The sequence below is a fragment of the Streptomyces sp. NPDC046335 genome, from assembly GCF_055587985.1.
Window position 1 is genome coordinate 329,532 of record NZ_JBVJFF010000010.1, and the last position, 17,336, is coordinate 346,867.

Annotated in this window: 3 protein-coding genes; all 3 read right to left on the bottom strand. The window is 71.5% G+C overall.

Going from position 1 to position 17,336, the window contains the following annotated elements:
• Positions 1 to 54 precede the first annotated feature (54 nt).
• Positions 55 to 4,689, bottom strand: coding sequence for an amino acid adenylation domain-containing protein (locus ACZ6JY_RS25645; protein ID WP_469199241.1), 4,635 nt, complete (start codon positions 4,687 to 4,689; stop codon positions 55 to 57).
• Entirely contained in the window at positions 4,686 to 15,935 is an 11,250-nt protein-coding gene (locus tag ACZ6JY_RS25650; RefSeq protein ID WP_469199244.1) for a non-ribosomal peptide synthetase, read from the bottom strand. The genes ACZ6JY_RS25645 and ACZ6JY_RS25650 overlap by 4 nt, the downstream gene beginning before the upstream one ends.
• A gap of 196 nt (positions 15,936 to 16,131) precedes the next feature.
• Entirely contained in the window at positions 16,132 to 17,307 is a 1,176-nt protein-coding gene (locus ACZ6JY_RS25655) for a sensor histidine kinase (protein ID WP_469199246.1), read from the bottom strand.
• Between the last annotated feature and the right edge of the window lie 29 nt (positions 17,308 to 17,336).

Below are 17,336 nucleotides of genomic sequence, written 5' to 3' on the forward strand. Positions count from 1 at the left end.
ACAGCGGCCAGTGCGTGGCTCAGTGACTCAGGTGGCTCAGGTGACTCAGGTCGCTCAGGTGTGGTCTTCGGCGAAGTCGGCCTCGAACTCGTCGACCTCGTCCTGCGCGAGGTCGAGCAGCGGGAAGTCCGACGGGGTGTGACCGCCCGAGGCGGGCGCGACGGTGTGGTGCGCCAGGCCGAGGAGCATCTCCAGCCAGGTACGGCCGATGCGTTCGGCGTCGGCCTCGTCGAGCAGGGCGGCGGGCCGGCTCAGGCTGATCCGCAGCTCGGGCCCGTCCGGGGTGTCCCGGACCATGGCGCCGGCCTCCAGGAGGTGCGTCAACGGCGTGTCCGGGTCGGCGGCGCCTTCGAGCGCGGCCTCTCCGACCGCCTGCCAGGGCCTCGCGGATTCCGAGCGGGTACCGGCTGTACGAGGGTGCGTGCCGGTGGCGAAGCGGCCCATGTAGGTGAAGCCGACCTCCGGGGCCGGTGCCGCCGCGAGTACGGGGGCGGTCCCGGGGTTGAGGTGGCGCAGCAACTCGTATCCGAGCCCGTCCCCGGGCACGGCCCGCACCTGCTCCTTGACCGCCTTGACCAGCTCACCGGCGGCGGCTCCACCCGCCAGGGCCTGCGCCAGTTCGATCCCGGTCACGTCCATCCGCACCGGGTGCGCACTGGCGAACCAGCCGACCGTACGGGACAGATCCACGTCCCCGAGCGGCTCGCGACCGTGCCCCTCCACGCCCACCAGAACCTCACGCCCACCGTCAGGACGCCACAGCCCCAGCGCCCCGCCGAGCGCGGCCAGGAGCACGTCGTCGACCCCGCAGTGGAACGCGGTGGTCGTCAGGTTCAGCAACGTCTCCACCTGCTCCCTCGGCACGTCCCAGGTGTGGTGCCGCAGGTCGCGCACCGTGTCGGACCCGGGGTCCACCGCGCGTCGGCCGAGGGGGCGTCGCGGTGTACCCAGCAGCCGCCGCCAGCCAGGCAGTTCGGCGGTGCGGTGCTCGGAGACCGCCTCGGCGGTGAGGAGTTCGGCCCAGCGGCGGAACGAGGTCCCGGGCGGGTCGAGTGCGGGCTCCTGACCAGCGGCGACTGCCTCGCAGGCAGCCTGGAGGTCCGGGGTCAGGACACGCCAGGACACCCCGTCGACCACCAGGTGGTGGACCACGAGCACGAGGCGACCGTCTTGCCCGTCCCCCGCGTCGACCCACACCGCCTGAACCATGACGCCGGCGGCCGGGTCCAGACGGTGAACGGCGTCACGGGCCGCGCTCGCCGCCACCTGGTCGAGCTCTTCGGCGGTGGCCTCGACGCGGGTCACCAGTTCCGCCGCGTCGACGGAGTCCCGCTCCCCGACGATCAGCTTCGGCTCGCCCGGCACCGTGCGGGCCCGCAGCATGTCGTGCGTGTCCAGTACGGCAGCCAAGCCCGCGCCGAGAACATCGAGCCCCAGCCCCGCCGGAGCCACCAACGTCACCCACTGCGCAAAGCCGGGCCTGGCCGCCCTCTCCCCCAACGCCCGCATCGCAGGCGTCCACGGCACCTCACCCACGCCCGAGGCGTTGGCCTCGCTGTCGGCCCCGACAGCCTCCGCGACGCCCGCCAACCGCTCGGGGGTCTTCTCCTCGAAGACCTGGCGGGGGGTCAGGACCAACCCTGCCCTGCGGGCCCGCGAGGCGAGCTGCATGGAACTGATCGAGTCACCGCCCAGCTCGAAGAAGCCGGCGTCCACGCCCACGCGGTCCAGACCCAACACCTCGGCGAACAGCGCACACAGCGTCACCTCCGCCTCCGTACGCGGCTCACGGCCACCCGCTCGCTCAGCCAAGTCGGGCGCGGGCAGAGCCGCCCGGTCCAACTTGCCGTTCACCGTCAACGGCAGCGCATCCAGAACCACCACGACCGCCGGGACCATGTACTCCGGAAGGCGCGTCGACATGTACGCACGCAACTCCTGCGGGTCGACGTCCGCGACCACGTATGCGGCGAGGCGCCTATCGCCGGGGCGGTCCTCCCGTACGACGACGGCGGCCTGCCGGACAGCAGGGTGCGCGGCAAGGACCGCCTCCACCTCACCCGGCTCCACCCGGAACCCACGAATCTTCACCTGCTCATCCGCACGCCCCGCGAACACCAACTCCCCCTCGGGAGTCCACCGGGCCAGGTCACCGGTCCGATACATCCGCTCACCCGACCCGAACGGGCACGCCACAAAACGCTCAGCCGTCAGGTCCGGCCGTCCCACGTAACCCCGCGCCACGCCAGGACCTGCCACATACAGCTCGCCCGTCACACCCGGCGGGAGCGGCCGCAGGAAACCATCCAGGACATACGTACGTACGTTGCCCAGCGGGCGCCCGATCGACGGCGACGGATCGGCCGGGCCCACCGCAGCATCCACCGGCCCGGCAGTCGCCATGACCGTGGCCTCCGTCGGACCGTACGTATTCCAAACCCGCGCCCGGCCAGACCAACGACTCGCCAAGTCGGACGTGAGCAACTCCGCACCCAGCACCCAGTTCCGCACACCCCCGACCGCCGCCGGGTCCAGCACACCCAGCAGTGAAGGGACGACGCTGGCCGTGCTCACCCCCGTGCGCTCGATCATCGCCGCCAGCGCGGCAGGCTCCGACCGCTCCCCCGCCGAGGCGACCGCCAGCGTCCCGCCACCGGCCAGCGTCACCGCCACATCCAACACCGCAGCATCGAAACTGAACGACGCGAACTGAAGCACGGTGACACCCTCGGACACGCCCAGCACCGGGCGCATCACCTCCGCCAAGTTCGTCACACCACCGTGCGCCACCGCCACACCCTTGGGACGACCCGTCGAACCCGAGGTGTAAATGACGTACGCAAGCTGATCCGGACCGGCATACCTCCGTATCGGCTCAGCGGACTGCCCCGTGATCGCCGCGTGGCCCATTGGCACGGTCCGCACCCCACCCAAACTCACGGGGTCACCCGTACCGAGCACAATCTGTGCGCCACTGTCCTCGACCATGAACGCCAGCCGCTCCACCGGATAGCCGGGATCCAGTGGTACAAACGCGCCCCCCGCCTTCCACACCGCCAGCTCCGCCACCACCATGTCCACCCCACGCGGCAAACACAGCCCCACCCGCGACTCAACCCCCACACCCAAACCCACCAAAAAGCGAGCCAGGCGATTCGCCGCCGCGTCCAACTGCACATAAGACAAGCCTTGCTCAGCACCCGACAGCACTGCTACCGCATCCGGCGTCCGCGCCACCCACCCCTCGAACGCCTCCACCACCGAACCCGCCACCACCCGACGAGCCGTGTCGTTCCACCCCTCCACCACCGAGTCCCGCTCCGACGGACCCAGTACGTCGATCCGGCCGACCGGCGCCGTCGGGTCCTCGATGATCTGCTCCAGTACCCGTGTGAGTCGCCGGCCCGCCTCGGCGGCCGCTCGGCGGGAGATGAGGTCGGGGCGGGAGGTGACGCGGACCGTGAGGTCGTCGGTCAGGAGGACGCCGAGGGTCAGGGGGTAGTTGGTCGCCTGGTGGCCCGCCGAGGCGGAGAAGGTGGGCAGGTCGGGCGTGGGTGGGGCGCCGGGGGGCTGGGGGTAGTTCTCGAAGACCATGAGTGTGTCGAAGACGGCGCCGGGGCCCGCGAGGCGCTGGATCTCCGCGAGGCCCAGGTGCTGGTGGGCGATGAGCGCCGACTGGTCCGCCTGGAGCTCCGCCAGCATGTCGGCCACGGGCTGCGCGCCGTCGAGCCGTACCCGCACCGGCAGGGTGTTGATCAGCAGGCCCACCATGGCTTCCACGCCCGGCAGTTCGGCGGGGCGGCCGGCCACCGTGGCGCCGAAGACCACGTCCGTGCGGCCTGCGAGGCGTGCGAGGACCAGCGCCCACGCACCCTGGACCAGTGTGTTCACCGTGAGGCCGTGCGTGCGGGCCAGTTCGACCAGGGCGCGGGTGGGCTCCGCCGGGAGCCGTACCGTGCTCTCGTCCGGCAGGGCCATCGGCCGGCCCGTGTCCGCCGGGGCGACGAGGGTCGGTTCGTCGGCCCCCGACAGTTCCTGCCGCCAGGCGACGCGTGCCGCCTCCTTGTCCTGCCGGCCCAGCCAGGCCAGGTACTCCCCGTAGGACGCCGCGCGCCGCAGCACGCCGGGGTCGCCGCCCGCTTCGTACACCTCCGCCAGTTCGTTCAGGAGGACCGGCATCGACCAGCCGTCCATGAGGAGGTGGTGTGACGTGACGATGAGGCGGTGGTGGCGCTCGCCGAGGCGGATGAGCAGAAGCCGCAGCAGCGGCGGGACGGCGAGGTCCAGGCGCTCGGCCCGTTCCTGCGCCGCCAGCTTCTCGATCCGGTCGGCCACGGCGGCACCGGAGTCGGTCGTACCAGGATCGACGGCACCGGAGTCGGTCGGGCCTGACAGGTCGGCCTCGCGCCAGGGGAGCCGCACGTTCCGCGTGATGAGTTGTACCGCCTCGCCCGACTTTCGGCGGTGGAAGCTGGCGCGCAGGGCGGCGTGCCGGTCGAGCAGGGCCTCCCAGGAAGCACGTAGCCGAGGCGCGTCCAGCGGTCCTTGCACCGCCACCGTGAACTGGACGGCGTAGACGTCGGGGCCCCGGTCGTCGAACCCGGAGTGGAACAACAGCCCTTCCTGGAGCGGCGACAGCGGCCACACTTCGGTCAGTGCCGAGCCGTGGGCGGCGGTTGAGGACTTCACCGGGACAGGCCTCCCTCTAGTTTCGCTGCTATCGCCTGGAACTGGTCGATCTCGTCCTGGTCGAGGTCGAGCAGGTGGAAGTCGGACGGGGTGTGGCCACCCGCGTCCGGGGCGTCCGTGTGGGCGGCGAGGCCGCCCAGGAGCCGCACCCAGGCCTCGCCGACCCGCTCGGCGTCGTCCGCCGCCAGGAGGCGGTCGGGCCAGCTGAGCGTGACGGTGAGCTCCGGTCCTTCCGGTGTGTCGCGGACGACCGCGATGCCTTCGAGCACGTGCATCGCGGGCAGGCCGTGCCCCGCGGTGCCACCGACCGCCGCCGCGCCCGCCAGCCGCCAGGCCGCGACCTGCCCGCTCCGCCCGTCCGCGGCGAACCGGCCGAGGTAGTTGAAGCCGACCTGCGCTTCGGGCGCGGCGTCGAGGGCCGGGCCGGTGCCGGAGTTGAGGCGGCGCAGCAGCTCGTATCCGAGGCCGTCGCCCGGCACCGACCGCACCTGCTCCTTCACGGCCTTCATCAACGTACCCGCCGCCCTGCCGCCCGCCATAGCGGCGTCCAGGTCGGCGCCCGTCACATCGAGCCGCACGGGGTGGGCGCCGGTGAACCAGCCGACGGTGCGCGACAGTTCGGTGTCGCCCAGCGGTTCGCGGCCGTGCCCCTCGACGGTCACCAGGAGTCCGGCGCCGGTGCCGGGCCGCCAGTGCGCGACGGCGCCGGCCAGCGTCGCCAGGAGCACGTCGTCGACACCGCAGTGGTACGCGGCCGGGGTGCGGCTCACCAGGGTGTCCGCCTGCCGTGGCGGCACCACCCAGGAGCGGCGGCGCAGCGTCTCCGCCGTGTCGACCGCGCGGTCCAGTGGCCGCCGGCCCAGCGGGCGGCGGGTGGCGCCGTCACCCAGCAGCTCCAGCCAGTCCGGCAGCTCGGCGACGCGCCGCTCCTCGTACGCCTCGGTGGCGAGCAGTCGCGACCAGCGCCGGAACGAGGTGCCCGCCGGTGGCAGCTCGGGCGGGCGCCCCGTGGCCGCCGCCTCGCACGCGGCTCGCAGGTCCGGGAGCAGGATGCGCCAGGACACGCCGTCCACGACCAGGTGGTGCGCCACCAGGACGATCCGGCCGGTGCGGCCGGGGCCCGCGTCCACCCACACGGCGCGCACCATCACACCGCGCGCCGGGTCCAGCCGTCCGGCCGCCTCCCGTGCCGCCCGCCCCGCGATCTCGTCGAGCGCCCGCGTCTCACCGGGGCCGGCATCGGGGACGTCGGGCACGGCCTTCGCCTCATCGGAGCCGGCCTCGGGCAAGGCTTCCGTCGCGTCGGAGCCGACCTCGGGCACGGCTTCCGTCGCGTCGACGCGGGAGACGAGTTCCGCCGCCGCGGGCGCTTCGTCGGGCTCGGGGACGATCAGCTTGGGCTCGCCCGGGACCGTGCGGGCCCGCAGCATGGCGTGCGTGTCGAGCAGGGCGGCCAGGCCGGCCGCCAGTACGTCGGTGCCGAGGCCTGCGGGGGCGCCCACGGTCATCCACTGGGTGAACCCCGCGTCGGTCGCCCTCTCGCCGAACGCCCGCATCACCGGCGTCCACGGCACCTCGCCGACCCCGGTGTCATCGTCGGCGGCCATGCCTTCGGCGGCCTCCGCGACCAATGCGAGGCGCTCGGGGGTCTTCTCCTCGAAGACCTGCCGGGGCGTCACCACCAGGCCGCCGCTCCTGGCCCGCGACACGAGCTGCATGGAGGCGATCGAGTCTCCGCCCAGCTCGAAGAAGCTGTCGTCCGCGCCGACCCGTTCGAGCCCCAGCATGTCGGCGAACAGGTCGCACAGCAGTTCCTCCACCGGGGTGCGCGGCGCCCGTCCTGTGACGCGCTCCGCGAAGTCGGGTGCGGGCAGGGCGGCCCGGTCCACCTTGCCGTTCGCCGTGCGCGGCAGCGTGTCGAGGACGACCACCGCGGCCGGGACCATGTAGTCGGGGAGCACGGCTGCGACCTGTTCGCGCAGGGTCGGAGCTTCCGCCGACGCGTCGGCGGCCACGTAACCGATGAGGCGGCGCTCGCCGGGGCGGTCCTCGCGCACGACCACGGCGGCCTGGCGGACTCCCGGGCAGGCGGCGAGGGCGGACTCGATCTCGCCGGGTTCCATCCGGTGTCCGTGGAGTTTGATCTGTTCGTCCGCCCGCCCTGCGAAGACGAGTTCGCCCTCGCCGGTCCACCGCACCACGTCCCCGGTCCGGTACATCCGCTCGCCCCCGGCCCCGAACGGGCTGGCCACGAAGCGGGCTGCGGACAGGCCCGCGCGCCGCAGGTAGCCGCGCGCGAGGCCGGTACCCGCCACGTACAGTTCGCCCGCCACGCCGACCGGCACCGGCCGCAGGGTGCCGTCGAGGACGTACACCCGGGTGTTGGCCACCGGCCGGCCGATCGGCGGTGTGCCGTCGCTGTCCCGGATCAGCCCCGCCGTGGAGATGACCGTGGCCTCGGTGACGCCGTACTGGTTGTACATCGTGCGGCCCGCCGACCACCGTCGCCGCACCTCGGCGGGCATGGCCTCGCCGCCGGTGATCAGGAGCCGCAGCTCCGGCAGCTCCTCGGACAGCATCTGCGACAGGAAGGCCGGGGGTATCGCGGCGTGGGTGACGCGGCGTGTGCGGAGCAGGCGGGCCAGCTCGTCGCCGGGTACGTCGGGCCGCGCGGGCGCGAGGACGAGGCGCCCGCCCGCGCAGAGAGTCGGCCAGATGTCCGCCATGGAGACGTCGAAGCTCGGCGAGACCAGTTGGAGGACGTGGCTCTCCGCGTCGATCCCGTACCGCCGGATGTTCTCCCCGACGAGGTTGGCGAGCCCGCGGTGCGAGACCGCCACCCCTTTGGGCGCCCCGGTCGATCCCGAGGTGTAGATCACGTACGCGGCGTGGTCCGCCCGCAGCGGAGACCGCCGGTCGGCGTCGACGACCGGGCCCGCGGCGCACCGCGCGACCGCGTCCGCCACCGCCGGGTCGTCCACGGCCACGGTCCGCCCGGCGAACTCCGCGGGCACCACGTGCCGCGTCGCCGTGGTGCAGAGGACCACTTCGGGGTCAGCGTCGGCCAGTACGTACGCGATGCGTTCCGGCGGATAGCCCGCGTCCACCGGCACATACACCCCGCCGGCCGCCGAGACCGCGAGGAGCCCCACGAGCAGCGCCACCGAACGCTCGCCCACGACGGCCACGCGACGCTCGGGCCCTACGCCGACGCGGCCGAGATACCGGGCGAGCCGCTGCGAAGCGTCCGCCAACTCCCTGTAACTGAGCGTCGGCTGCGGTGCCCGTTCGTCGGTCACCAACGCCACCGCGTCCGGCGTCCGCTCCGCCTGCCGGTCGAACATTTCGGGTACGAGGGTGACGGGCTCGGCGTCCGCGGTCACCGTGTCGTTCCAGTGGCCAAGGAGCCGAGCGCTCTCTGCGCCCGTCAGGATGTCCACCTCGCTGAGGTGGAGCCGCGGGTCGGCCGCGACCTGTTCGAGGACGCTGGTCAGCCGCTCGGCCAGGGCGTGGGCCGTGCCCTCGTCGAAGAGATCCGTCGCGTAGAGGATCTCGCCGTCGAGCCCGGCCGGGGCCCCGCGCTCATCGCGCCGTTCGACGATCGAGAAGGCCAGGTCGAACCGGGCCGCGAGCTCGGACGGCAGGGGCGCCGGTGTCACCGTGACGCCGGGCAGCTCCCAGGTGACCTCGGGCACGTTCTGCAACGCCAGCATCACCTGGAAGAGGGGATTGCGGGAGAGCGAACGGTCGGGGTTGAGCTCGTCCACGAGGCGTTCGAAGGGCACGTCCTGGTGGGCGTAGGCCGCGAGGTCAGTGGCTCGTACGCGCTCCAGCAGCTCGGCGAAGGTCGGGTCACCGCTCAGGTCCGACCGCAGCACCAGCGTGTTGACGAAGAACCCGGCCAGCTCCTCCAACGCGGCATCCCCACGCCCCGCCGCCGGCGTCCCCACCACCACGTCATCGCCCGCACCCAACCGCGACAACACCAGCCCCACCGCCGCGTGCACGACCATGAACATCGTCGCCCGACCCCGCCCGGCCACCTCCACCAACCGCGCATGCGTCCCGGCATCCGTCCCCACCGACACCCGACGCCCACGGAACGACGGCACAGCCGGACGAGCCCGGTCCACCGGCAAAGCCAACTCCTGCGGAACACCCGCCAACGCCTGACGCCAATAGTCGAGTTGAGCGCTGAGCATGCTCGCCGGGTCGTCCAACTCCCCCAACGTCTCCCGCTGCCACAGCGCGTAATCCGCGTACTGCACCGCCAACGCGGCCCACTCGGGCGCCCTGTCCGCGCACCGCGCCGCGTACGCCACCTCCAGATCCCGTGCCAGCACACCCATCGACCAGCCATCCACCGCCACGTGATGAGCGACCACCGACAGCACGAACTCCTCTGGCCCCAGCATCAGGAGCCAGGCTCGCCACGGCAGATCCACCCGCAGGTCGAAGCCGTCGGCCAAGTGCCCGGTGACGTGGGACTCGACGTGGTTCTCGGCCGTCCGCACGACGGTCAGCGGCGGGTGGCCCGCGGTGCCGTGCAGGATCTTCTGCCGCGGTACTCCGCCGACGTCCGGGAAGACCGTGCGCAGGCTCTCGTGACGATCGGCGACGTCACGGAACGCCGCCTCCAACGCGGCCACATCCAGCGCACCCGAGATCCGCAATACCAGCGGCATATTGTAGGCCGCCGCAGACCCTGGGACCGTCTCCTCCAACCGGTTGAGGAACCACATCCGCTGCTGCGCGAACGACAAGGGAACGACACTCGGCCGTTGGGCCTTGGCCCGCAGCGCGACCCGCGCACCGCCCCCGGCGCTCTCACCCACGACGTACGCCAGCGCTTCCACCGTCGGCGCGCCGAACAATTCCCCGATCCCCACCTCCGCGTCCAGCACCGCCCTCACCCGGGCGACCAGCCGCATCCCCCGCAGCGAGTCCCCGCCGAGGTCGAAGAAGCCGTCCTCGATGCCGACCCACTCCAGGCCCAGCACCTCGGCGAACAGCCCGCAAAGGATCTCCTCGGTCTGCGTACGCGGCTCGCGGCCGGTCACCCGGGCCGCGAAGTCCGGCGCGGGCAGGGCGGCACGGTCCAGCTTCCCGTTGGCGGTGAGCGGCAACGCCTCCAGGACGAGCACGGCTGTCGGGACCATGAACTCGGGCAGCTGGCCCGCCATGTGGCGCCGCACGTCCTGTAGCTCCGGGGCGCGGCCCTCGACGGGCACGATGTAGCCGATCAGCCGTTTGTCGCCGGGGCGGTCCTCGCGTACGACGACGGCGGCCTGCCGGACACCGGGGTGGGAAGCAAGGACCGCCTCCACCTCGCCGGGCTCCACCCGGAAACCCCGGATCTTCACCTGCTCATCCGCACGCCCCGCGAACGCCAACTCTCCCTCGGGGGTCCAGCGGGCCAGGTCACCGGTGCGGTACATCCGCTCACCGGCTGCGAACGGGCACGCCACGAAGCGTTCAGCGGTCAGGCCCGGCCGTCCGACGTAACCCCGCGCCACGCCGGGGCCTGCTATGTACAGCTCGCCTGTCACTCCCGGCGGGAGCGGCCGCAGGAAGCCATCCAGGACATACGTGTGTACGTTGCCCAGCGGGCGCCCGATCGACGGCGATGGGTCACTCGGGCCTATCGCAGCGTCCACCGGCCCGGCGGTCGCCATGACCGTGGCCTCGGTCGGGCCGTACGTGTTGTAGAGCTGTGCCTGGCCGGTCCAGCGGCTGGCCAGGTCAGAGGTCAGCAGCTCCGCACCCAGCACCCAGTTCCGCACGCCTGCGACCGCCGCCGGGTCGAGTACACCCAGCAGTGAGGGCACGACGCTGGCCGTGCTCACCCCCGTGCGCTCGATCATCGCCGCCAGCGCGGCAGGCTCCGCCCGCTCCCCAGCCGAGGCGACGGCGAGTGTTCCGCCACCGGCCAGCGTCACCGCCACATCCAACACCGCAGCGTCGAAGCTGAACGACGCGAACTGAAGCACAGTGACACCCTCGGACACGCCCAGCACCGGGCGCATCGCCTCCGCCAGATTCGTCACGCCGCCGTGCGCGACCGCCACACCCTTGGGGCGGCCCGTCGAACCGGAGGTGTAAATGATGTACGCGAGTTGATCCGGACCGGCATACCTCCGTATCGGCTCAGCGGACTGCCCCGTGATCGCCGCGTGGCCCATTGGCACGGTCCGCACCCCGCCCAAACTCACGGGGGCATCCGTACCGAGCACAATCTGTGCGCCACTGTCCTCGACCATGTAAGCCAAGCGGTCCACCGGATAGTCGGGATCCAGTGGTACAAACGCGCCCCCCGCCTTCCACACCGCCAGCTCCGCCACCACCATGTCCACCCCACGCGGCAAACACAGCCCCACCCGAGACTCAACCCCCACACCCAGACCCACCAGGTAGCGAGCCAGACGATTCGCCGCCGCGTCCAACCGCGCATAAGACAAGCCTTGCTCGGCACCGGACAGCACTGCTATCGCATCCGGCGAACGACCGACCCAGCCCTCGAACGCCTCCACCACCGAACCCGCCACCACCGGACGAGCCGTGTCGTTCCACCCCTCCACCACCTGCGACCTTTCGTCGGTGGTGAGGACGTCCACCTCGCTGAGGCGGAGCCGGGGATCGGCTGCGACCTGTTCGAGGACGCGGGTCAACCGGTCGGCCAGGGCGTGGGCCGTGTCGTCGTCGAAGAGGTCCAGGGCGTACAGGATGTCGCCGTCCAGTCCGGCCGGTGCCCCATGCTCATCGCGCCGCTCCGTCAGTGTCACGGCCAGGTCGAAGCGGGCGGCGGGCGCGGTCATCGACGCCGAGTGCACCTGAGTGCCGTGCAGTTTCCACACCGGTTCGGGCACGTTCTCCAGGGCCAACATCACCTGGAAGAGCGGGTTGCGGGAGACGGAACGCGGCGGGTTGAGCTCCTCCACAAGGCGTTCGAAGGGCACGTCCTGGTGGGCGTAGGCCGCCAGGTCGGCGGCCCGTACGCGCTCCAGCAGCTCGGCGAAGGTGGGGTCACCACTCAGGTCCGACCGCAACACCAGCGTGTTGACGAAGAACCCGGCCAACTCCTCCAGCGCGGCATCCCCACGCCCCGCCGCCGGCGTCCCCACCACCACGTCATCACCCGCACCCAACCGCGACAACACCAGACCCACCGCCGCGTGCACGACCATGAACATCGTCGCCCGGCCCCGCCCGGCCACCTCCACCAACCGCGCATGCGTCCCCGCGTCCGTCCCCACCGACACCCGACGCCCACGGAACGACGGCACAGCCGGACGAGCCCGGTCCACCGGCAAAGCCAACTCCTGCGGAACACCCGCCAACGCCTGACGCCAGTAGACGAGTTGAGCGCTCAGTACACTCGCCGGGTCGTCCAACTCCCCCAACATCTCTCGCTGCCACAACGCGTAATCCGCGTACTGCACCACCAATCCGGCCCACTCGGGCGCCCTGCCCGCGCACCGCGCCGCGTACGCCACCTCCAGATCCCGCGCCAGCACACCCATCGACCAGCCATCCACCGCCACGTGATGAGCGACCACCGACAGCACGAACTCCTCGGGCCCCAGCATCAGGAGCCAGGCTCGCCACGGCAGGTCCACGCGCAGGTCGAAGCCGTCGGCCAAGTGCCCGGTGACGTGGGACTCGACGTGGTTCGCGGCCGTCCGTACGACGGTCAGCGGCGGGTGGCCCGCGGCGCCGTGCAGGATCTTCTGTCGCGGTACTCCGCCGACGTCCGGGAAGACCGTGCGCAGGCTCTCGTGACGATCGGCGACGTCACGGAACGCCGCCTCCAGCGCGGCCACATCCAGCGCACCCGAGATCCGCAACACCAGCGGCATGTTGTAGGCCGCCGCAGACCCGGGGACCGTCTCCTCCAACCGGTTGAGGAACCACATGCGCTGCTGCGCGAACGACAAGGGAACGACACTTGGCCGCTGTGCCAAAGCCCGCAGGGGCCGCAGAGCATTCCCTGCGCCTCCGCTGGTGCTCTCCGCCACCACACGCGCCAACCCCTCCACCGTCGGCGCACCGAACAACTCCCCGATCCCCACCTCCGCGTCCAGCACCGCCCGCACCCGGGCGACCAGCCGCATGCCCAGCAGCGAATCCCCGCCCAGCACGAAGAACGAGGCGTCGGCGGCTACCTGTCCCAGGCCCAGAACTTCACCGAACAGCCCGCACAGCACCTCCTCCACGGCGGTCGCGGGCCCCCGGCCGGTCGCGGCGCCCGAGAAGTCGGGGGCGGGCAGGGCGTTCCGGTCGACCTTCCCGTTGGCAGTGAGGGGCAGTGCGTCCAGCTTCAGGACCGCCACGGGCACCATGTACTCCGGCAACTCCTGGCCCGCGTACTCCCGGAGACCCTGCGGGGATATGTCACTCGCCCCGTCCGCGACCACGTACCCGATCAGGCGTTTGTCGCCGGGGCGGTCCTCCCGTACGACGACGGCTGCCTGCCGGACAACGGGATGCGCGGCAAGAACCGCCTCCACCTCACCCGGCTCCACCCGGAACCCACGAATCTTCACCTGCTCATCCGCTCGCCCCGCGAACGCCAACTGCCCGTCGGGGGTCCAGCGGGCCAGGTCACCGGTCCGATACATCCGCCCACCCGACCCGAACGGGCACGCCACAAAACGCTCAGCCGTCAGGTCCGGCCGGCCCACGTAACCCCGAGCCACGCCAGGACCTGCCACATACAGCTCACCCGTCACACCCGGCGGGAGCGGCCGCAGGAAACCATCCAGGACATACGTACGTACGTTGCCCAGCGGACGCCCGATCGACGGCGACGGACCGGCCGGGCCCACCGCAGCATCCACCGGCCCGGCAGTCGCCATGACCGTGGCCTCCGTCGGACCGTACGTGTTGTAGATCTGTGCATGGCCGGTCCAGCGGCTGGCCAGGTCAGACGTGAGCAGCTCCGCGCCCAGCACCCAGTTCCGCACGCCTGCGACCGCCGCCGGGTCGAGTACACCCAGCAGCGAGGGCACGACGCTGGCCGTGCTCACCCCGGTGCGCTCGATCATCGCCGCCAGCGCGGCAGGCTGCGCCCGCTCCTCCGCCGAGGCGACGGCGAGTGTTCCGCCACCGGCCAGCGTCACGGCCACATCCAACACCGCGGCGTCGAAGCTGAACGACGCGAACTGAAGCACGGTGACACCCTCGGACACGCCCAGCACCGGGCGCATCGCCTCCGCCAGATTCGTCACACCACCGTGCGCCACCGCCACACCCTTGGGACGGCCCGTCGAACCCGAGGTGTAAATGACGTACGCAAGCTGATCCGGACCGGCATACCCCCGCATCGGCTCAGCGGACTGCATGGCCACCGCCGGGTCATCCACGCACACGACCCGCACCCCGCCCAGGCGCACCGCGTCGTCGCCCACGCCCAGCACAACCCCCACACCACTGTCCATCACCATGAACGCCAGCCGCTCCACCGGATAGTCGGGATCCAGTGGTACGAACGCGCCCCCCGCCTTCCACACCGCCAACTCCGCCACCACCATGTCCACCCCACGCGGCAAACACAGCCCCACCCGAGACTCAACCCCCACACCCAAACCCACCAAATAGCGAGCCAACCGATTCGCCGCCGCGTCCAGATCCCCGTACGACAGCGCCCGCTCACCCGACACCACTGCTACCGCGTCCGGCGTCCGCGCCACCCACCCCTCGAACGCCTCCACCACCGAACCCGCCACCACCGGACGAGCCGTGTCGTTCCACCCCTCAACCACCCGCGAAAGCTCCGGCCCCGTCATCGCGTCCACGCGCCCCATGGGTGCCGTCGGGTCGTCGACCATGTGCCGCAAGAAGGCGAGGAACGAACGGTGGCACTCGCGGGTCCACTCGCGGTCGTAGAGCGCCGGGTTGGCCTCCAGGGTGATCTGCATGCCCTCGTGTTCGGTCCAGCCGCTGACCAGGACGCCGAACTCCTCGACGCGGCGGCTCGACGCATCGCGGACGACGCCCCGTGCTTCGCCGAAGAGCAGGCTCTCGCCGAGCGTCGGCATCACGTTCACGTAGGGCCCGAAGTGGCGGTGGTCGCCGAGTGGCCAGGCGAGTTCGCGGCGTAGGTGCTCGCCACGGAAGTTCTGGTGGTCGAGGAGGGTGCTGATTTCGTGGTCCGCTCGGCGCGCCAGGTCCAGCAGGCTCTCGGTGGGGGCGGCGGCCAGGCGCAGCGGCAGGATGTTCGCCGTCGTGCAGGGGGTTCGGCGGGCCTGGAGCGTGGTGCGGGCGGCCACCGGCAGGCTCAGGATCGTTTCGTCAGATCCGCTCAGCCGGGCCAGGAAGGCCGCGAACGCCCCTACGACGAGCCTCGGCCAGCTCACCCCGGCGCGGGCCGCCGCCGCGCGCAGTCGCTCGACCGAGGCGGGGGGCAGCACGCCCGTCTCGCGCAGCGCCTCGGATTCCGCACCGCCAGACGTACCGGCCGGCCCGGACGACCGGTGACCAGGGATCGTGCTGCGCTCCGGGCGGTCGGCGAACCGGTCGAGCCAGTGGCCACGGTCGAGCGCGAACCGCTCCGACTCCCGGTAGACGGATTCCTGTTCCAGCAGTTCACGCAGGGAGGCATGTCCGGAAGGGGCGGGAGCGCGGCCCTGGAGCATCGCCGTGTAGACGTCCGCCACGCGGCGGCTCATCAGGGAGCAGCCGTAGGCGTCCATCAGGAGGTGGTCGTAGCGCTGGCACCAGATGTGGCGGTCGGGCGCCGTCCGGAAGAGCGCGTACGAGTAAGGGTGGCCGCCGGGGTTCTCCCTCATCCAGGCTTCGGCGATCGTCCGCACCTCTTCGCTGACGCTGTCACCGATGGATTCGCCGTGGGAGAGGTCGATTCGCTGCATCAGCCGGCCGGGGGCCGTGAGCAGCGCTTCCCTCTCCGCGGCCGAGGCAAGGATTTGCGACGCCTTGCCCCCGTCACCGTCGCCGTCCACGTGACCGTCAACGTCACCGTTCTCCACTGCTCGCACATGCAGGATCTCGGTTTCGGCGACGGCTCGGCGCAGGGCGCTTTCCAGAGTGTTCGCGTCGAGTGGGCCGGTGATTTCGACGTATTGGCCGACGGTGTATTGACGGCTGGAGCCGTCCACGCGCTGCGCGAGCCAGATTCCTTCCTGGGAATCGAAAAGAGGCAGCACGTTGTCAGCCTTGCCGGTCATATTTCCCCCTAGCCGAGCTGTCCGCGTCGGCTGAATGCTGGAATTCCCCGGACGAACACGCATCAGGACGATACCGATTGCCCGTCGGGATTCCCAGCGACCAGCTGAGCAGGGCTCAATGGGGGAACAAGCCGGTCATGGACGCCGCATCTGTCCGCACTCAAAGCAAACCGTGAATCGCGGGAAACGTCCAACCGCTCACTTTCGCGGTTGGACACGTGGATTCATGGACACCGGACACCTGGAACCGGGCTCGGGCTCACGCATTCACGTGCGGCGGCCGGTGCGTTCCGTGGTGGTGGCGCGGGGGCTGGTCCGCCACCCGCAGGGGAAAGGCCGCCTCGACGACGAGGCCGCCCTGCGGCCGGGCCTGCGCGCGCAGGGTCGCGCCGTGGACGTCGGCGATGGAGCGCACGATCGACAGGCCGAGGCCGTGGTGGCCGTCACCGGCGGTGCGGTCGAGCCGCTGGAACGGTTCGAGGAGGCCGTCCACCCGGTCCGGCGGGATCACCGGGCCCGAGTTGCTGACCCGTACGACGGCACGGTCGTTCTCGACGCGTGTCTCCGCCGCCACCCAGCCTTGGGGGACGTTGTATCCGGAGGCGTTGTCGAGGAGGTTGGCCACCAGCCGTTCGATCAGCGAGCTGTCGCCCCAGATGTCGGCGGAGGCGGTCCTCGCGTCGACCCGCAGGCCCTGCCGTTCCGCTTCCGCGCGCCAGCCGAGCACCGCACGGTCGGCCAGTTCGCCCAGGTCGAGCGGTTCTCGGCGGTCCAGGCCGCGTTCGCTGCTGGAGAGCGTGAGGAGCGACTCCAGGAGCTGTGCCTGCTGTTCGCTGAGGATCAGCAGGCGTTCGAAGTTGGCGCGGAACGACTCCGCGGTGGCGGCGCGGTCTATCAGTGACTCCTCCAGGAGCGCGTGTTCCACGGTCAGGGGGGTGCGCAGCTCGTGCGCGGCGTTGGCCACGAAGCGTTTGTGGGAGTCGAGCGCGGTCTCCAGCCGGCCGAGCAGCCCGTCCACGGTGTCCGCGAGGTCCTTCAGCTCGTCGTCCGGGCCCGCGACGGCCAGCCTCTCGTGCACATTGCGGGCGGAGATCCGCTGGATGCTGGAGGTCATGGTGCGCAGGGGGCGCAGTACGCGGCCCGCGATCAGCCAGCCAAGGCCGATCGCGATGACCGACATGATCGCGAGGGCGATGCCCGACTCTATGAGCAGGTCGTGCATCTCGGCGGCGTGCTGGCGTTCGGCCTGGTCCCGCTGCGCCTTGGCGAACGCGTTCAGCGCACTGGGGTCCACGGTGTTCGGGTAGAGGTGGATGCCGCCGTCGGCGGGGAAGGAGGCGCCGCCGTCGCCGCGGCTGAAGAGGAAGAAGCCGTCGGGCCGGTTGGCGAGCAGGTAGGTGATGGTGAGCAGGATGCCGCCCGACAGCACGAACATCACCCCGTACAGGAGCGTGAGCCGTGTGC